Genomic DNA, 18,744 nt, shown 5'->3' with positions numbered 1-18,744 from the left:
CCTAGGGGGGGGCCTGACCCTTCGGGTCCCCCGGTCCGCCAGTGCTGCCCCTGGGGGAGGCGCGCAGCGCCTAGGGGGGGCCCCCTGTACCGTATGATTGCTCCATTACTTTAGGAGCCCATACATGATCGCGATCGAAATCACCCAGCCTGGCGGACCCGACGTACTCAAGCCGGTCGAGCGTTCCATTCCCGAACCCGCCGCCGGCGAGGTGCTGATCAAGGTCGTGGCGGCGGGCGTCAATCGCCCTGACGTGTTCCAGCGCAAGGGCAGCTACCCGCCGCCCCCGGGCGCATCGGACTTGCCGGGCCTGGAAGTCGCCGGAGTGATCGTGGGTGGCGATGCGGCGGCGGCCGGCTTCAAGGTGGGGGATTCCGTGTGCGCGCTGGTGAACGGCGGCGGCTATGCCGAATACTGCGTCGCCCCGGCCGTGCAATGCCTGCCGATCCCGGCCGGCCTGTCCATGATCGAAGCGGCCGGCCTGCCCGAAACGTACTTCACCGTGTACAGCAACGTCTTCATGCGCGGCCGCCTGTCCGGCAACGAGAGCTTCCTGGTCCACGGCGGCGCGAGCGGCATCGGGACCACGGCTGTCCAGATGGCCACGGCCATGGGCCATGCGACCTACGCCACGGTGGGCAGTGACGACCGCGTCCGCGCCGTCGAACAACTGGGCGCCATCGCCGGCATCAACTACAAGACGCAGGATTTCGTGGCCGAGATCAAGCGCCTGACCGACGGCAAGGGTGTCGACGTCATCCTCGACATGGTGTCTGGCGACTACATTGCCCGTGATCTGCAATGTCTGGCCGATGACGGCCGCATCGTCATGATTGCGACGCTGGGCGGCACCAAGGCCGAACAGCTTGACCTGAACCTGATGATGCGCCGCCGCCTGACCCTGACGGGTTCGACGCTGCGCCCACGCGATGCGGCCTTCAAGGGCAGCGTCGCGACCGCGCTGCGCGAGCACGTCTGGCCCTTGCTTGAAGCCGGCAAGCTCAAACCGGTGATCCACGCGACCTTCCCGCTGGCCGATGCCGCCAAGGCCCACGCCATGATGGAAGCGGGTGAACAGGTGGGCAAGATCATGCTCACGATCTAGTTTTTACGACAGGTGCTGTAGCGAGAGGCCAGAAGCCGATACAATCGATCTTTTGCCCAAGCCGTCCGGCTGAACATTCGGGGCAATTTTCGATGTGCACTCGATGACCACTACTCAGCAGAACATCCGCCGTCTCGTCCTTGGCAACTGGAAAATGCATGGCGAGCTTGCCGCCAACGCGCAGCTCCTGTCCGCTATCCGTTCCGGCTGGAACCAGTCCTCGAATGCCGCCGCCTGCGACGTCGGCGTCTGCGTTCCGTTTCCCTACCTGTCGCAAGCCGAATCCTCATTGCACGGGTCCGACATCGCCTGGGGCGCGCAAGACATCAGCCGCTTCGACAAGGGCGCCTACACCGGCGAAGTCTCGGGCACCATGCTTGCCGACTTCGGCTGCCGCTACGTGCTCGTGGGCCATTCCGAGCGCCGCAGCATGCACGCCGAATCCAGCGAGGTCGTCGCCGACAAGGCCAAGGCCGCCCTGGCTGCCGGCCTGACGCCCGTCGTCTGCATCGGTGAAAGCCTGGAAGAACGCGAAAGCGGCCGCTTCCTGGATGTCATCCATGCGCAGCTCGCCCCCGTGCTTGCCCTGGGATCCGACGCCGTCTTGAAAATGGTGCTGGCCTACGAGCCCGTCTGGGCCATCGGCACCGGCAAGACCGCCAGCCCCGAACAGGCGCAGGAAGTGCACGCCGCGATCCGCGCCGCGCTGGTCGCCGTCAAGTGCCCGGGCGTCCGTATTCTTTATGGCGGCAGCGTCAAGGCAGCCAACGCGGCCACCTTGTTCGCGCAGGCCGACATCGACGGTGGGCTGATCGGCGGTGCCGCCCTGGTCGCCGACGAATTCTTGCGCATCGCCGAGGCGGGCGCGTCAACCCGGAGTCTTTAATGTCTGTTTTGTTCACCGTCCTGCTGATCGTGCAGGTCATTTCCGCCATTACCATCATCGTCCTGGTGCTGTTGCAACAGGGCAAGGGCGCCGACATGGGCTCGGCGTTTGGCGGCGGTTCCGCAGGCAGTCTGTTCGGCGCCACCGGCGCAGCGAACTTCCTGTCGCGCGCCACCAAGTGGGCAGCCGTTGTCTTCTTCGTCACCACTGCCGGCCTGGCCTACCTGGGCCGTCCGGCCGCATCGGTCGCCCCGGCGGGCGGCGTGATGGACGCCGTCCCGACCGATCGTTCCGTGCCTTCGGTGCCAGGCCTGCCCCGTCCTCCGGTCCCCGGCAACGACAACTCGGTGCCGGTCTCGCCGGCCACGCCAGCGGCACCTGCGGCCCCTGTCGCACCCGCCGCGCCAGCAACACCCCGCAGCTAAAAATATGGGAAGTCTGGCGGCAGCCACGCCAGATTTCCTATATACTAGCGGGCTTGGAGCAAATGCCGTCGTGGTGAAATTGGTAGACACGCTATCTTGAGGGGGTAGTGGCGAAAGCTGTGCGAGTTCGAGTCTCGCCGACGGCACCAAGATACTGACAAGAAGATACTGAGAAGTGAAAAAGTCAGCAGCAGTACCGCAATTCGAAAAGAACCTGCATACGTCTTGAACGATGCGGGTTTTTTTTCGTCCTGGCTCAGCCATTCTTCTGTCCATATTCACCGGTATCATGGCTTAGTCGTCGCGACGCGCAAGGCCGCCGACATGGCCTTTCGTTTCGACGCCGCTATCGCAGCACGCCTGCCGCGTCCAACGTGAAGAATGCCCATGACTGATTCCGTTCCGCCTTCCGCTCCTCCTGCTCACCCTGTCGAGCCCGCACGACCCACTCCCTGGCCCACCGAATCCTTCCGCGACGCAACGGCTGCCGTTGCGCGGCTGATCGCCATTTACGAGCGCAATACCGCGTGGCTGGTGGCATCCTTCAAGGACATCGTTGCCGCCCATGCCGCCGAGGCGGGGCGCGTGCGCGCGTGCTATCCCTTCATCCGCATTCGCGTCGATACCTACGATTCCGTGGACTCGCGCCTGTCGTACGGGCACGTAGCCGAGCCGGGGGTGTATCAGGCCACCGTCACCCAGCCTGCGCTGTTCGAGGAATACCTGACCGAGCAGATCAAGCTGCTGATCCAGAACCATGGCGTGGCAATCGACGTGGGCGAGTCCGACGTGCCGATCGCTTTGCACTTTGCCTTTCCCGATGGCACCTATGTGGAAGGCGAACAGATCGAGGCGCTGAAGCGACCGCTGCGCGACATGTTCGACGTGCCGGATCTGGCGATCACCGACGATGCAATCGTCAACGGGACGTGGTTCGGCAATGACACGTCGCCGCGGCCGCTGGCGCCGTTTACCGCGCCGCGGATCGACTACTCGTTGCATCGCTTGCAGCACTACACGGCCACCGCGCCGACGCATTTCCAGAATTATGTGCTGTTCACCAACTACCAGTTCTATGTGGACGAGTTCTGCGAACGGGCGCGCGCGCTGGTCGGCAGCGGCGAGTACGACGCTTTGGTGGAGCCGGGCAACCGCATCACGCGTCACGGCGAAAGCGAGCCGAACCGGGTCGCGGTGGGACGGCTGCCGCAAATGCCGGCGTATCACCTGGTACGACCCAACAACTCTGGCGTGACGCTGGTCAATATCGGCGTCGGGCCTTCCAATGCAAAAACGATCACCGATCACATTGCCGTGCTGCGGCCGCACGCGTGGCTGATGCTGGGACATTGCGCGGGGCTGAGCACGTCACAGCGCCTGGGCGATTATGTGCTGGCGCACGGTTATGTCCGCGACGATCACGTGCTGGATGCGGACTTGCCGACCTGGGTGCCCGTGCCGCCGCTGGCCGAAGTGCAGGTCGCGCTGGAACAGGCGGTCGAACAAGTTGCCGGGCTGTCGGGCTGGGAGTTGAAGCGCATCATGCGCACCGGCACCGTGGCGACCATCGACAACCGCAACTGGGAACTGCGCGAGCAGCTCGAGCCGGTGCAGCGTTTTGCCCAGTCACGCGCGATTGCGCTGGATATGGAGTCCGCAACAATCGCCGCGAACGGCTTCCGCTTCCGGGTACCGTATGGGACGCTGCTGTGTGTATCCGACAAGCCCCTGCATGGGGAACTGAAGCTGCCCGGCATGGCAAGCGCCTTCTATCGGCGGCAGGTCGGCCAGCATCTGGACATCGGCATTCGTGCCCTGGAGCTGCTGCGCGACATGCCCCCCGAACGGCTGCATTCGCGCAAGCTGCGCAACTTCATGGAGACGGCCTTTCAGTAAGGCGAGCGCACGCCGCAGGCAACCGCAGTGCACTGATGATCAGTGCACTGCCTTTTTCAGTTGAACTTGCGCAGGGCGTCCAGCGCCAGTCCCGCGCCGATGCTGCCGAACACATCGCCTTCGACGCTGCGCGCGCCAGGCACCACCGCCGACAGCCGCTCGCGCAACAGCGGCAGGCGGCTCGATCCCCCGGTAAAGAACACGGTATCGATATCCGCAGGCGTAACGCCCGCCTTGCGCAGCACGTCCTGCACGGTCACTTCGACCTTGTCGACCAGATGGCCAACCGCCTTGTCGAACACAGCGCGCGTCACGTCCACCGACTGTCCCGGCGCGACGCGCGACAGATCGATCACCGCCTGGCCTGCGTCCGACAATTCGATCTTGGCTTCTTCGACCTGCATCGCCAGCCAGTGCCCTGATCGTTCCTTGACCATGCCCAGCAGCAAGGCCAACTTCTCTTTCTCGGCCGCTTCGCCGTAGATGTCGTTCAAGTGCGCCCAGGCCTTGCGGCTGTACGCCAGGTTGATGGTGTGCCAGCAGGCCAGGTTGTTGAACTGGGTGGACGGCACATCCTTGCCGCTGGTCAGCTTGCTGCCCAGGCCGAAGCGCGGCATGACGGTGGCCAGGCTCAGGTACTTGTCGAAGTCGACACCGCCGATGTGCACGCCGCCGTTGGCCAGGATGTCGTCGCGCCGTTCCAGCTTGGCCGCACGGTCCGGGCCCAGCCGGATGACCGAAAAGTCCGAGGTGCCGCCGCCGATGTCGACAACCAGCACCAGTTCTTCGCGGTCGATCTGCGATTCGTAATGGAAGGCGGCGGCCATCGGTTCGAACTGGAATTCGATGTGTTTGAAGCCGACCGACGCGGCGATTTCGGCCAGCGTCGTCTGCGCCAGGTCATCGGCCACCGGATCGTCGTCGACAAAAAATACCGGGCGGCCCAGGACGGCGCTGTCGAACCGGCGGCCCGCGGCGGACTCGGCACGGTGCTTCAGTTCGCCAATGAACTTGGCGAGCAAGGTGCGAAAGGGCAGGGCGCGGCCCTGGACTTCGGTATGGCCTTCCATGAGCGAGCTGCCAAGCAGGCTCTTCATGGACCGCATCAGCCGCCCGTCATAGCCCGCCAGGTAGTCGGCCAGCGCAGCCCGGCCGTAGCTGATTTCGGCGTCTTCGTCATGGAAGAAGATGGCGGAGGGGAGGGTCGGCTTGCCTTGCTCCAGGTCGAGCAGGGCCGGGTGTCCTGGCCGGCTCCAACCCACGGTGGAATTGGACGTGCCAAAGTCGACGCCGCATGCGGTAGACATCATCAAGGTATACAACTCACGTAATTTCGCGTCGCCTGTCGCGACGGCCCGCCAGTGTAAACGCAAGCTGACCCATGAAGCCGCGGCGGCCCGAACCCGGGCGGGAAGTGTTGCTTCCCGGTAAAGGACCGGGTCCGATCACGCCGATGGCATCACGCCATCAACTCGGAAATCTCGATCAGATTCAGATCCGGGTCTCGCAAATAGACCGAGCGAATGCGTGAGGTCGCGCCGGTCCGTTCCACCGGGCCGTCGATGATGGTCGCGCCGGCGGCGTTCAGTGCGGCAATGACATCGTCCAGGGGGCGGTCCGCAATGAAGCAGAGGTCTAGGGCGCCGGGCACAGGCAGGTGGGCCTTGGGTTCGAACTCGCTGCCGCGAACGTGCAGGTTGATCTTCTGGTTGCCGAAGCGAAACGCCTGGCGGCCGCCGCGGAAGGTTTCGAGCTGCATGCCAAGCACACCGGTGTAGAAGGCGATGGTGGCGTCGGGGTCGGTGCAGGTCAGCACCAGGTGGTCGAGGTGATCGATCATGGTGGATCCTTGGGCTCAATCCCGCAGGATATACCCCATGATCACTTCATTGATGTGCGAGATGCGTTCCGCCTTGGCCTTGGCCGACAACAGGTCGCGGCCAAACGCTGATGACAAGGTGTGGTTGTTCGACAAGTAGAAGTAGGACAAGGCCGCGATGGACACATACAGCTGCACGGGGTCGACGCCGCCTCGAAACACCCCGGCGGCACGCCCGCGTTCCAGGATGCCGGCCAGGGTCTCGATCAAGGGCGAATTGACGTTCCGCACGTTGTCGGACTGCGCAAGATGCCGCGCGCGGTGCAGGTTTTCGCTATTGAGCAGCGTGATGAATTCGGGGTGGGCAAGGTAGTACTCCCACGTAAATTCCGTGAGCTTGCGGACGGCGTCGGCGGGCGACAGGTGCTCAAGGTGCAGCTTGCGTTCGGCCGCGCGGATGTCGTCGTAGGCGGCTTCCAGCACGGCCAGGAACAGGGCTTCCTTGTTCTGGAAGTAGTAGTAGATCAGCCGCTTGTTGACCTTGGCGCGTTCGGCAATGCGGTCGACGCGCGCACCCCCCAGGCCGAATTCGGCGAATTCATCGCGGGCGGCCAGCAGGATTTCTGCCTGGGTGCGATCGGCGTCGCGTGATCGCTGACGGGGGTCTGTCGTGACGTCGCTGGTCATCAACGGGCCGCGGACGACAGGAAGGGGCAGGTGGACATGCGCGACGAGAAGGTCAAATCAAGCTCCGGAATGGCCGCGATTATACAACCCGGCCATGCCGGACCTGCCGTCAAACCGCGCTGCAATGCCGTTCGATGCAGGCGGCAAGCGTCTCGGCGCCCGGGCGCTTCCACCAGTTGTCCTGCGAAAAGATCTCGACTTCGCTGTAGCCGGCAAACCCTTGTGCTTCGACCCAGCCGCGGATCAGCGGTATATCGATGACGCCGTCACCCGGCATGCCGCGGTCATTGAGCAGGTCGGTCGTAGGCGTGAGCCAGTCGCATACATGGAAGGCGAGCAACCGGGACTTGCCGGCGCGGGCGATCTGTTCGCGCAGCTTCGGGTCCCACCACACGTGATAGACGTCGACCGCCACGCCCAGGGCGCCTGTTTTGCCCGGGTCCAACCGGTCGCAGATGTCCAGCGCCTGTTCCATCGTGTTCACGCAGGCGCGGTCGGCCGCGTACATGGGGTGCAGCGGTTCGATGGCAACCGGCATGTGCGCGCCCTTGGCGTACTCGAGCAGTTCGGCAATGCCCTCTTCGACCTGCGCGCGGGCACGAGTGATATCGGTGTAGGCCGCCTTGCCCGCCAGCGCGCCCGGCAGGCCGCCCACGACCAGTACCAGGCAGGCGGCGTGCAGTTCCGCGGCTTCATCCACGGCGCGGCGGTTGTCGGACCGCGCAGCCAGATGGCCGGGGGCGTCGGTGTACGTGAACATGCCGCCGCGGCAATAGCCGGACAGGGCCATGCCATGCGCACGCACGGCGCGCGACGTGGCCGTCAGGCCTGCCGTCGCGACCTGATCGCGCCAGGGCGAGATCGCCCGTACGCCTTGCGCGGCGCACTGGTCAAGGATATCCAGCAGAGGCACCTCGCGCCCTTCCTGCCGGCGCAGGGTGGCAGTGTTGATGGAAAGCCATTCGTGGCTGTCGGAAAAATTGCGCATGGATGGATCCGGTAAAAGCGTGTTGTCAGAATTGAGCGTGCTCAAAGAGCGATCCTGGCCAGCAAGACTGACTCCGATCGCTCGTTCTTTATTCGACGCCGTGCTGCGCCAGCAGCAGCTTCATCCGGTGCACCGCCAGGTCGGGCCGCTCGAGCAGGCCGGCCGCATCGGCCAGGCGAAACAGCTCGGCAAAGTGCGGCAAGGACCGCGCGCTTTGCTGGCCCCCCACCATGGTGAAGTGGCTTTGGTGCCCGCCCAGCCAGGCCATGAACACCACGCCTGTCTTGTAGTAGCGCGTGGGCGCCCTGAAGATGTGGCGGGATAGCGGCACGGTGGGCGCCAGGATCGCGTGGAAGCGGTCGGTGTCTCCGGCGGACAGGGCCTGCAACGCGGCGCTTGCCGCAGGGGCGATGGCATCAAAGATGCCTAGCAGCGCATCGCTTTGCCTGTGATTGGGCAACGCGCCTTCGTTGTCACCCGCAATCAGTTCGGCATAGTTGAAATCGTCACCGGTGTACATGCGCACGCCAGGCGGCAGGCGGCGCCGCATGGCGATTTCCTTGTCTTTGTCCAGCAGCGAAATCTTGATGCCGTCGACCTTGTCCGGATGCGCGGCAATGATGCCGAGCGCCGTGTCCATGGCGGCGTCCAGATCATCGGTACCCCAATACCCGGCCAGCGCCGGATCGAACATGCTGCCCAGCCAATGCAGCACGACGGGCTGCCTGGCCTGCGACAGGATCCGGTCATACACGCGTTCGTAGTCGGCCGGACCGGTGGCGACGCGCGCCAGGGCACGGCTGGCCATCACGATCAGCTTGCCGCCCAGCGACTCGATCGCTTCCATCTGGGTTTCATAGGCGCGGATTACGTCGTCGACCGATCGTGCGTCTTCAGGGGCAAGGTGGTCGGTGCCGCAGCCAGAGGCGACCAGTGCGCCAGGCACGTCCTTGGCTGCATCGAGCGACCGGCGGATCAGTTCGAGGGACGTCGGCCAATCCAGTCCCATGCCCCGCTGGGCGGTGTCCATGGCTTCGGCCACGCCCAGGCCCAGCGACCACAGGCGCTGACGGTAGGCAATCGTGGCGTCCCAGTCGATCCTGCTTTCAAGGAAGGGATCGATGGCCGCCAGCGGGTCGGCCACCACGTGCGCGGCCGAGTAGGCGATACGGTTGAAGGGCGCGGTGGGCGCCGACGCCCGGATCGGCTCGGCGTCGCGAAGGGTGTAGGGCGTCAACCTGCCTTGCAGGTCGGGAAGGGTGAGCGTGGTGGGCATGGTCCGGCTCACAGTCCAAGCGAGGGCACGTCGACCCAGCGGCGGTCTTTCCAGCTTTCCAGCGCGGCTTCGACCAGTTGCACACCCTTGGCGCCTTCAGGCAGGGTCCAGCGATAGGGCGCGTCTTCCACCACGTGGCGGATGAAGTGTTCCCACTGGATCTTGAAGCCGTTGTCGAAAGGCTCGGTATCGGGCACTTCCTGCCATTGGTCGAAGAAGTCCATTTCCTGCTTCTGGTCGGGGTTCCAGACCGGACGCGGCGTGGTGACACGCGACTGGATGCGGCAGTCGGTCAGGCCAGCCACGGCCGATCCCAGGGTGCCGTCCACATGGAAGGTGACGAGGTCGTCGCGGCGCACGCGGGTGGTCCACGAACTGTTGATCTGCGCAACGACCGGTTCGCCGTTGTGGCCTTTGAGTTCCAGGGTGGCATACGCCGCGTCGTCGGCGGTCGCGGTGTAGGGCTTGCCCTCTTCGTCCCAGCGCGTGGGGATGTGGGTGGCGCCCAGGCAAGACACCGACTGCACCTCGCCGAACAGGTTGTCCAGCACATAGCGCCAGTGGCAGATCATGTCGAGGATCACGCCGCCGCCGTCTTCCTTGCGGTAGTTCCACGACGGACGCTGGATGGGTTGCAGGTCACCTTCGAACACCCAGTAGCCGAACTCGATACGCACCGACAGCATCTGGCCGAAGAAGCCGCTGCGGCGAAGCATGTCCAGCTTGCGCAGACCGGGCAGGAAAAGCTTGTCCTGCACCGCGCCGTGCTTGAGGCCCGATTCCTGCGCCATGCGGCAGACTTCGACCGCTTCATTCAGATTGGTGGCGATGGGCTTTTCGCAATACACGTGCTTGCCGGCGCGGATGGCCTTGGCGAGCAGGGTAGGGCGCATCTGCGTGGTGCCCGCGTCGAAGAAGATGGTGTCGTTCTTGTTGGCGAGCGCGGCGTCCAGATCGGTGCCCCAGCGTTCGATGCCATGGCGGCGCGCCAGCGCGGCAATCTTTTCTTCATTGCGGCCGATCAGGATCGGGTCGGGCATGACTTTGTCGCCGTTCGAGAGCGTGACGCCGCCCTGGTTGCGGATCGCAACGATCGAACGGATCAGGTGCTGATTCATACCCATGCGGCCGGTGACGCCGTGCATGATGATGCCGAGTTGTTTGGTGGTCATGTCTGGATGTCTTCTCTTGTAGAAAGGGAGCGCCGGGCTGCTGCGAGCGGTGCGACGCCTGCGGTGCCGGTAACTCACCGGCTTAATTAACCATTGAGTGAATTGTGGGCGGCAACGCGGCGTGTGTCAACTGTCGGCGCGGCGCGGCGTGCCTAGGGGTTTCACCAAGGGGATAGGGACGATGCGGCTTTTCGAGCACGGCGAAAGCGTCTCGCGACCCCAGCGAGTGTCGAGACCGGCCCGCTCCAATGCGACGTGCAATTAACTAAATGGTGAATATGAGACCGGACGGACGAACTGCATGAAGGAAGCCGCGCCCGAGGGCGCCGCCGCGCGTCAGCTCAATCCACGCCCATGAAGCCACCGGTCTGGTGCTGCCACAGCCGGGCATAGAGCCCGCCTTGGGCGATCAACTCGGCATGGCTGCCGACTTCGACGACCTTGCCCTGGTCCATCACGACCAGCCGGTCCATCCGGGCGATGGTGGACAGCCGGTGTGCAATCGCGATCACCGTCTTGCCCTCCATCAAGGTGTCCAGGCTCTCCTGGATGGCCGCTTCGACTTCGGAATCGAGCGCCGACGTGGCCTCGTCCAGCACCAGGATGGGCGCATCCTTGAGCAGCACACGAGCGATGGCAATCCGCTGGCGCTGTCCGCCCGACAGCTTGATGCCGCGTTCGCCCACGTATGCGTCCAGGCCGGTATTGCCCTTGTTGTCGGTCAGCCGATGGATGAATTCGTCAGCCCGCGCCTGCCGCATGGCCTTGATGATGTCGCCGTCGGTCGCGCCGGGCCGGCCGTACAGCAGGTTCTCGCGGATCGACCGATGCAGCAGCGACGTGTCCTGCGCAACCACCCCGATCTGCGACCGCAGGCTTTCCTGCGTGACCTGGGCGATGTCCTGGCCGTCGATCAGGATGCGGCCGCCCTGCAGGTCGTATAGCCGCAGCAGCACGTTGACCAGGGTCGACTTGCCGGCGCCCGACGGGCCGATCAGGCCGATCTTTTCGCCCGGGGCAATGTCCAGGCTCAGCCCGCCGATCACGCCTGAGGCCTTGCCGTAATGGAAGTGGATGTCTTCGAACTGCACCCGTCCCTGGTTGACCTTGAGCGTCGTGGCGTCCGGCGCATCCACCAGCGTCTGCGGCCGCGCGATGGTGTTGATGCCGTCCTGCACGTTGCCGATGTTCTCGAAGATGCCGTTGATCACCCACATGATCCAGCTCGACATGTTGTTGATGCGGATTACCAGGCCCGTCGCCAGGGTGATGGCGCCCAACGAGATCCGGTCTTCGCTCCACAGCCACAGCGCCAGGCCGGTCGTCCCCGTGATCAGGATGCCGTTCAGCGCCGTGATCACCGTGTCCATCGACGTGATGACGCGGCCCGCCAGCTGCGCCTTGTGCGTCTGGTCGGCCATGGCTTCGCGCGCATGTTCCTCTTCATGATGGCTGTGCGCGAACAGCTTGAGCGTGCCGATGTTGGTGTAGCCGTCAACGATGCGTCCCATCAGCTGCGAGCGCGCTTCCGACGAAATCACCGACCGTTCCTTCACGCGCGGCACGAAATAGATCATGGCCAGCGTAAAGCCGACGATCCAGAACAGCAGCGGCAAGGTCAGCCGCCAGTCCGCTTCCGCAAACAGCACGAGCGAAGTGACTGCATAGATCACCACGTGCCACAACGCGTCCACCGCCTGCACCGCCGAATCGCGCAGGGCGTTGCCCGTCTGCAGGATGCGGTTGGCGATCCGGCCCGCAAAATCGTTGTGGAAGAAGGACAACCCCTGCTTCAGCACATAGCGGTGGTTCTGCCAACGGATCAGGGTGGTCAGGCCGGGACTGATGGTCTGGTGCACCAGCAGGTCATGCAAGCCGGTCACCACCGGCCGGATGATCATGGCGACGAACGCCATCCACAGCAGTTCGTTGCGGTGCTCGGTAAAGAACTCGCGGCCCGTCGCTCCCTGCGCCAGGTCGACGATCCGCCCCAGGAAGCCGAACAGGGCGACCTCGACCAAGGCGACCGCCAGGCCCACCACCATCAGGACGACGAACAGCGGCCACACCTGTACCAGGTAATGCCAGTAGAAGCGCAACACGGATTTGGGCGGCGTGCCTTCCGACGCAGGGCGGAAGGGGTCGATGATGGATTCGAAGCGTTCGTAGATGCCGCGGCGGCGGTGTTCGGGCATGACAACTCAAGATAGGGCGTAAAGCCCGATACCTTACGCCATCCGCCCTTGCGCGCGCACCCCGGATCGCCGCCATCCGGTGACTAGGCGTGACGCGCCGAACCGATGCCTGGAAAGGGCGTGTCCGCCAATCCCCTGGCGCCGACCTGCAGGGCAATCACCGCGCCGCCCAGCGGGTCCTTGTGCATGTCGCCATCCTGCGGTCTGGCTGACGTGACGAACAGCGTACGCATGTCGGGTCCGCCGAACGCGCACATGGTGGGTTCGCGCATCGGCAGTTCCACCGTGCGGTCCAGGGTGCCGTCGGGTGTGAAGCGCAGCAGCGCGCCTTCGCCGTTGGCGCAGGTCCAATAGGCGCCATCGCAATCGACCGCCGCGCCATCGGGCCGGCCCGTGCGGGAATGAAGGTCGGCCAACAGCCGGCGGTTGGACGGCACGCCGTCGTCGATGTCGTAGTCAAAGACCCATACGGCCCCGCGATCCGGATGCGAGTCGGACAGGTACATGGTGCGCCCGTCGGGGCTGAAGGCCAGGCCGTTCGGGATCATCAGATCATCCAGCACCGGCATCGACAGGCCATCCAGGTCATAGCGATACAGCCTGCCCGCGTTCGACCTGGCGTCGGCGTCCATCACCATCGTGCTGCACCAGAAGCGCCCCTGGCGGTCGGTGCGGCCATCGTTGAAGCGCATGCCGGGCGCCCCGTGGGTCACATCGGCGATGCGGTTCAGGGCAGCGGGCTCGGCATCGGGCGCAAGGTGGGGCACGGCAAACAGGCCGGTCTGCGCGGCCAGCAGCCAGGCGTTGTCGCCCGTGGCCGCCATGCACCCGATCATCTCGGGAAAGTCCCAGCGGCGGGTCTGGCCGCTGGCCGCGTCCCACCGCCACAGGCAGCGTGCAGGAATGTCGGTCCAGTACAGGGCCTGTTCACCAGGGTGCCAGACGGGGCATTCGCCCGTGGCGCAATGCATGGCGCCAAGTCGATCGAAGTGCATGACGGTCTCCTTAGAGATGCGGACGGGGCGCCGTGGCCCCCGACGCGGCACCCTGCCTGCCGCATGTGTCGTGCCCGCTGCAACAAAACCTTCATTCAAGTTGACTACGTGTTAACCCGATAAAGGCTGGGCATCACGGCGACAGGCTCCAGGCATGTCGCCGTTTCCTTTTCTGCTTCATAAAGTCATCACGCCGTCATGACCATCAGGTATCGCTTGTTCATTCTTGGGTCGGCCGCCATGCTCGCCTTGCTTGTTGTCGTGGCAGCCAGCCTGGTCGGATTGCACCAGCTTACCCGCACTGTCGACGGCCTGGCCGGTCAACGCATTCCTGCGCTCGTCGCCCTTGGCGCGATGCGCGAAGGGCAGGTGCAGGTCGCCCGCCACACGCTCGAGCCGCTGCAGTGGGCCGCCGAGTTCTCCATCGAAGCGCAGAACGAGTGGTCCCGGATGCTGCAGTCCAAGGCGCGCAACTGGCAGGCCGTCGAAAGCGCCCGCCAGGCCCTGGCCGGATTGCCCCATACCGACGACGAACAGGCCGCCCTGGACACGTTCGATGCCGCGTTTGCGGCATGGGCGGCACGCGACGCGGCCCTGACCGACCTGCTGACGCAACTGACATCGGTGGCGTCGGCGGCCGATCAGGCCTTCCTGTTCATCAAGTACCAGGCAGCCTATTCGGCGCAGGAGCCCGCCTACGATCAGGCGCAGGCCGCCATGCGTGCGCTGGCGGACGTCTATGCAACCGGGGCCGCGCAGGAAGCGGCGGGGCTGGACGCCGCCAGCGTCCAGGTGCGCCTGCTGATCGGCGTGATCTGCGCGGTGGCGGCGGCCTGTCTGCTTGGCTGGGCCTGGTATTCGTCCCGCGCCATCAGCGGGGCCATTGCGCAGCTGCGGTCGGTCATGATGGCGGTGGCGGCCGATCTGGACGTCACCCGCCGCGCGCCGATTCGCGGCAAGGACGAAATCGACGACATGGCGCGCGCCCTCAATACCTTGCTCGATCGCCTGCGCCATGCGCTGGGCGCCGTGCAGGGTCTGTCTCAAGGCATGCAGGCGTCGGCGGAAGAGGTCTCCCGGGCCGCTGACGCCGTCGCGGCGCGTTCGCGGCAGCAGTCCGCATCGGCCGGCAGCATGGCCGATGCGGTAGGCGGGCTGACGGCCGTGCTGGCGCAGGTCGATGCGTCCGTCGACCGGGCGGCCGAGACGTCGCGGCAGGCCAGCGGCCAGGCCGACGAGGGCAGGGAACTGATCGCCCGGATCGGCAGTCGGATGCAGGACGTGGCCGAGCGGGTCGGGCATGCCTCCGACACGCTTGCTGCCCTGGACGCGCATGGCAAGACCATTCGGGACGTCTCGGGGCTGATATCGGACATTGCGCGGCAGACCCACCTTCTGGCGCTTAACGCCGCCATCGAAGCCGCCCGTGCCGGCGATGACGGCCGCGGTTTTGCGGTCGTGGCGGGAGAAGTGCACCGCCTGGCCGAGCAAAGCGGCCAGTCCAGCCGTGTCATCTCCACCACGGTCGGGCAGGTGGCCGCCGATACCCGGTCGGCCATCGCCGTGATGCAGGAAGTCGTGGCCGAGGTCGATGCGAGCCGTGCACTGGCCGGCCAGGCCGGCGGTTTCATGCAGTTGCTGCGGTCCGGGGCGGAGCAGGCCGCCGTGACCGTTGCCGGCATTCATTCGCTGGTGCGGCAACAGGCCGAGGCCAACGGCGAAGTGGCCACCAACGTCGACGCTGTTGCGGCCATGGCGGACCACAATGGGGCCGCGGCCGAAGCCACCGCCGGGTGCGCCCAGCGCATGCGGGACGCGGCGCGGCAAGTGGATGAGCAACTGCGCCTGTTCAGGGTCGTGTAAGGGGAATTGGCGGTGTCTTCTCCTCGTGACCGGGATGGTTTCCGGCTTTGGGACAGACGCCGGATTGCGCTATACTCTTGGTCGGGTAAACGTTAATTTTGGCTGCATGGTGAGCTCGATGGATCGATGCACCGAGGTGCCAGGCCCGAGCCAGAATAAGACGCAGAAATACAGAGACGCAGAAAGACAGAAGACGTAGTAATGGTGTCGCGGCAGTGAAGTCACGGCAGTGAAGTCACATGGGTGAAGTCACAGTGATAAAGCGCGGCATCAAGGTCAGTAGCAGTGGTGCAGCAGTACCCATGTGGTTCCCTAGCCAGCAGTACCGACAGGCCGCGACTGTCGGCGTATCGGGCAGTCGGTTTGCCCATTGCGTCCGCAAACATTCACCCTTGTATGTATCCTGGTAACGAGCGCTACACGCTGCGACGGTCGCTTTTGCCCTGCGTTGCTTTGGTTTTGTAGTCCTTGGTCCCGTTTTACCGCATGGTGTGTCCGGCCCCGGTGGCCAGCCCAACGTGCATTCCTGCCAATTACCGATCGCGCCGGCCCTCTGGCCGCGCGGTCCAGCAAACAGGTCTCCTGATGGAACTCGAGAGTTATCTTCCCGTCCTGCTGTTCATCGTCATGGGCTGTGTCGTCGGGTTTGCGTTGCTGTTTCTGGGATCGGCCATCGGTCCCAACCGCCCCGACGCGGAAAAGCTGTCCCCCTATGAATGCGGCTTCGAAGCTTTTGAAGACGCGCGCATGAAGTTCGACGTTCGCTACTACCTCGTGGCGATCCTGTTCATCTTGTTCGATCTGGAAATCGCCTTCCTATTCCCCTGGGCCATGGCCAACAACCAAGTTGGATTGCTCGGATTCGGAACGGTGATGGTTTTTCTCGCCATCCTCGTGGTGGGCTTCATCTACGAGTGGAAAAAAGGCGCGCTCGACTGGGAATGATCCCGTCGGCATACCGAAGGACACTGGGTTTTAGCAATGGCAATCGACGGAATTCTGAACGAAGGCTTTATCACCACCACGGCGGATAAGGTCATCAACTGGGCAAAGACGGGTTCGCTCTGGCCCATGACATTCGGCCTCGCCTGTTGCGCGGTCGAGATGATGCACGCGGGTGCGGCACGGTATGACCTCGACCGGTTCGGGATCATCTTCCGCCCCAGCCCGCGGCAGGCCGACCTGATGATCGTGGCCGGCACGCTGTGCAACAAGATGGGTCCGGCACTGCGCAAGGTGTACGACCAGATGCCCGAGCCGCGCTGGGTGCTGTCGATGGGCTCCTGTGCCAACGGCGGCGGGTACTACCACTATTCGTATTCGGTGGTCCGCGGCTGCGATCGCATCGTGCCGGTCGACGTCTATGTCCCGGGCTGCCCGCCCACGGCCGAGGCCTTGATCTACGGGCTTCTCCAGCTGCAGAACAAGATTCGCCGCACGAATACGATCGCCCGTTGACTGGACGATGCGTATTGCCCCTGTTTCGTTTGACTTTGTTGCCCTGGCTGCCCCTTGCCACGTTTGCCGCGCCAACTGGCGGGCTGCCATCTTTCGCTCGGACGCTTCATGACCAAGCTTGAAACCCTGAATCAACGGCTGCTGAGCCTTTTCGGCGACACGGTCCGTGTCAGCGCCGCCCTGGGCGAGCTGACGCTCGAAGTGCCTCCTGCGCAGTACATGCAGGTGTGCATGACCCTGCGCGACAACCCCGAGCTGGGTTTCGAAAGCTGTATGGACCTGTGCGGCGTGGACTATTCGGCCTATGGCAACGACGTCAACGAAGGCCCGCGTTTCGGCGTGGTGCTGCACCTGTTGTCCTACAAGAACAACTGGCGCCTGCGCGTGCGCACCTTCGCCGACGACCCCGATCTGCCAGTGGTCGCGTCTCTGGTCGAAGTCTGGCCTGGCGTGAACTGGTACGAACGCGAAGCGTTCGACTTCTTCGGGATCCTGTTCGAAGGCCACCCCGACCTGCGCCGGATCCTGACCGACTACGGCTTCATCGGCCACCCGTTCCGCAAGGACTTCCCGGTGACCGGCAACGTTGAAATGCGCTACGACCCGGAACAACGCCGGGTCATCTATCAGCCCGTGACCATCGAAACGCGTTTGATCATCCCCCATGTGATCCGCGAAGACGGCTACGGAGCAGGACGGTAAATCATGGCAGAGATCAAGAATTACACGCTGAACTTCGGCCCCCAGCACCCGGCTGCGCACGGCGTGCTGCGCCTGGTGCTCGAGCTCGACGGCGAAGTCATCCAGCGCGCCGACCCGCATATCGGCCTGCTGCATCGCGCGACCGAAAAGCTCGCCGAGCACAAGACCTACCTGCAGGCCTTGCCCTACATGGATCGTCTCGACTACGTGTCGATGATGTGCAACGAGCACGCCTATGTCATGGCGATCGAAAAGCTGCTCGGACTGGAAGTACCGCTGCGCGCGCAGTACATCCGCGTCATGTTCGACGAAATCACGCGCATCCTGAACCACCTGATGTCGCTGGGTTCGCACGCGCTGGACGTCGGCGCGATGGCGGTGTTCCTGTACACCTTCCGCGAGCGCGAAGACCTGATGGACTGCTATGAAGCGGTCTCGGGCGCCCGTATGCATGCGGCCTACTATCGTCCGGGCGGCGTGTATCGCGACCTGCCGGACGCAATGCCGCAGTTTCGCGACAGCAAGTACCGCAGCGCCAAGGAAGTGCGTGCCATGAACGATGAACGGTCGGGTTCGCTCCTGGACTTCATCGAGTCGTTCACGAACCGCTTCCCGGGCTACATCGACGAATACGAAACGCTGCTGACCGACAACCGGATCTGGAAACAGCGCCTGGTCGACGTGGGCATCGTGACCGCCGACCGCGCCAAGGCGCTGGGCTTCACCGGCCCGATGCTGCGGGGCTCCGGCGTCGAATGGGACCTGCGCAGGACGCAGCCCTACGAAGTCTATGACCTGATGCAGTTCGACATTCCTGTGGGCGTGAACGGCGACTGCTATGACCGCTACCTGGTCCGCGTCGAAGAAATGCGCCAGTCCAACCGCATCATCAAGCAATGCGTGGAATGGCTGCGGAACAACCCCGGTCCGGTCATCACTTCGAACCACAAGATTGCCCCGCCATCGCGTGCCGAAATGAAGACCAGCATGGAAGAGCTGATCCATCACTTCAAGCTGTTTACCGAAGGCTTCCATGTGCCGCCGGGCGAAGCCTATTCGGCGGTCGAACACCCGAAGGGCGAGTTCGGCATTTACCTGGTGTCCGACGGCGCCAACAAACCTTATCGGCTCAAGATTCGTGCACCGGGCTTTGCCCACCTGCAGGCCCTCGATGAAATGGCGCGCGGTCACATGATCGCCGACGCCGTCACCATCATCGGCACGCAGGACATCGTGTTCGGCGAGATCGATCGCTAATTCACGACACTACCGAGTCA

Annotated in this window: 17 protein-coding genes and 1 tRNA gene; 10 read left to right on the top strand and 8 right to left on the bottom strand. The window is 64.3% G+C overall.

The genetic code is table 11. The features are described from left to right. Window positions 1-124: 124 nt before the first annotated feature. The 5 genes from IE116_RS06395 (at window position 125) to IE116_RS06375 (ending at window position 4,312) form a co-directional block, all read left to right on the top strand. The gene (locus tag IE116_RS06395) at window positions 125-1,105 is read left to right on the top strand and encodes an NAD(P)H-quinone oxidoreductase (protein WP_189610797.1); all 981 of its coding nucleotides are present in this window, start codon (window positions 125-127) and stop codon (window positions 1,103-1,105) included. A 103-nt stretch (window positions 1,106-1,208) separates the two neighbouring features. Next, entirely contained in the window at window positions 1,209-1,991 is a 783-nt protein-coding gene (gene tpiA, locus IE116_RS06390) for a triose-phosphate isomerase (RefSeq protein ID WP_189610795.1), read from the top strand. Further along, window positions 1,991-2,416, top strand: a complete 426-nt coding sequence (gene secG / locus IE116_RS06385) for a preprotein translocase subunit SecG (RefSeq protein ID WP_189610793.1) — start codon at window positions 1,991-1,993, stop codon at window positions 2,414-2,416. The genes tpiA and secG overlap by 1 nt, the downstream gene beginning before the upstream one ends. 64 nt (window positions 2,417-2,480) lie before the next feature. Then, window positions 2,481-2,565 (top strand) — tRNA-Leu (locus IE116_RS06380). 238 nt (window positions 2,566-2,803) lie between these two features. Continuing rightward, window positions 2,804-4,312 (top strand): AMP nucleosidase, encoded by a 1,509-nt coding sequence (locus tag IE116_RS06375; protein WP_189610791.1) that lies wholly within the window; start codon window positions 2,804-2,806, stop codon window positions 4,310-4,312. Window positions 4,313-4,368: 56 nt separating this feature from the next. Here IE116_RS06375 and IE116_RS06370 read toward each other — a convergent pair whose 3' ends face one another. The 8 genes from IE116_RS06370 to IE116_RS06335 all read right to left on the bottom strand — a co-directional run bounded on the left by IE116_RS06370 (window position 4,369) and on the right by IE116_RS06335 (window position 13,444). Next, window positions 4,369-5,622: an Hsp70 family protein gene (locus IE116_RS06370; protein ID WP_189610789.1), complete on the bottom strand. Its 1,254-nt coding sequence runs from the start codon at window positions 5,620-5,622 to the stop codon at window positions 4,369-4,371. A 149-nt stretch (window positions 5,623-5,771) separates the two neighbouring features. Next, on the bottom strand, window positions 5,772-6,152 hold the full coding sequence (locus IE116_RS06365; protein WP_179587016.1) for a VOC family protein: 381 nt from the start codon (window positions 6,150-6,152) through the stop codon (window positions 5,772-5,774). Between the two features lie 15 nt (window positions 6,153-6,167). Further along, on the bottom strand, window positions 6,168-6,818 hold the full coding sequence (locus IE116_RS06360) for a TetR/AcrR family transcriptional regulator (RefSeq protein WP_189610786.1): 651 nt from the start codon (window positions 6,816-6,818) through the stop codon (window positions 6,168-6,170). A gap of 109 nt (window positions 6,819-6,927) precedes the next feature. Further along, window positions 6,928-7,806 (bottom strand): sugar phosphate isomerase/epimerase family protein, encoded by an 879-nt coding sequence (locus IE116_RS06355; RefSeq protein ID WP_189610784.1) that lies wholly within the window; start codon window positions 7,804-7,806, stop codon window positions 6,928-6,930. An 88-nt stretch (window positions 7,807-7,894) separates the two neighbouring features. Then, the gene (locus IE116_RS06350; RefSeq protein WP_189610782.1) at window positions 7,895-9,082 is read right to left on the bottom strand and encodes a dihydrodipicolinate synthase family protein; all 1,188 of its coding nucleotides are present in this window, start codon (window positions 9,080-9,082) and stop codon (window positions 7,895-7,897) included. An 8-nt stretch (window positions 9,083-9,090) separates the two neighbouring features. After that, the gene (locus IE116_RS06345; protein ID WP_189610780.1) at window positions 9,091-10,254 is read right to left on the bottom strand and encodes a Gfo/Idh/MocA family protein; all 1,164 of its coding nucleotides are present in this window, start codon (window positions 10,252-10,254) and stop codon (window positions 9,091-9,093) included. 341 nt (window positions 10,255-10,595) lie between these two features. Further along, on the bottom strand, window positions 10,596-12,449 hold the full coding sequence (locus IE116_RS06340; protein WP_189610778.1) for an ABC transporter ATP-binding protein: 1,854 nt from the start codon (window positions 12,447-12,449) through the stop codon (window positions 10,596-10,598). 83 nt (window positions 12,450-12,532) lie between these two features. After that, a complete protein-coding gene (locus tag IE116_RS06335; protein ID WP_189610776.1) occupies window positions 12,533-13,444 on the bottom strand; it encodes an SMP-30/gluconolactonase/LRE family protein in 912 nt (303 codons plus the stop codon). A gap of 198 nt (window positions 13,445-13,642) precedes the next feature. Here IE116_RS06335 and IE116_RS06330 point away from each other — a divergent pair, with 198 nt between their 5' ends. From IE116_RS06330 to IE116_RS06310, 5 genes are all read left to right on the top strand, one after another. Next, window positions 13,643-15,307, top strand: a complete 1,665-nt coding sequence (locus tag IE116_RS06330) for a methyl-accepting chemotaxis protein (protein WP_189610775.1) — start codon at window positions 13,643-13,645, stop codon at window positions 15,305-15,307. Window positions 15,308-15,892: 585 nt separating this feature from the next. Then, window positions 15,893-16,252 (top strand): NADH-quinone oxidoreductase subunit A, encoded by a 360-nt coding sequence (locus tag IE116_RS06325; protein ID WP_189610773.1) that lies wholly within the window; start codon window positions 15,893-15,895, stop codon window positions 16,250-16,252. 36 nt (window positions 16,253-16,288) lie between these two features. Next, a complete protein-coding gene (locus tag IE116_RS06320) occupies window positions 16,289-16,765 on the top strand; it encodes a NuoB/complex I 20 kDa subunit family protein (protein ID WP_179587039.1) in 477 nt (158 codons plus the stop codon). A gap of 108 nt (window positions 16,766-16,873) precedes the next feature. Next, window positions 16,874-17,467, top strand: coding sequence for an NADH-quinone oxidoreductase subunit C (locus IE116_RS06315; RefSeq protein ID WP_189610771.1), 594 nt, complete (start codon window positions 16,874-16,876; stop codon window positions 17,465-17,467). Window positions 17,468-17,470: 3 nt separating this feature from the next. Further along, entirely contained in the window at window positions 17,471-18,724 is a 1,254-nt protein-coding gene (locus IE116_RS06310) for an NADH-quinone oxidoreductase subunit D (RefSeq protein WP_189610769.1), read from the top strand. The last annotated feature ends 20 nt before the right edge of the window (window positions 18,725-18,744 follow it).

This window comes from Pigmentiphaga litoralis (genome assembly GCF_014651835.1).
Taxonomy (GTDB): domain Bacteria; phylum Pseudomonadota; class Gammaproteobacteria; order Burkholderiales; family Burkholderiaceae_B; genus Pigmentiphaga; species Pigmentiphaga litoralis.
This window is presented reverse-complemented; position numbering and strand designations above follow the sequence as displayed.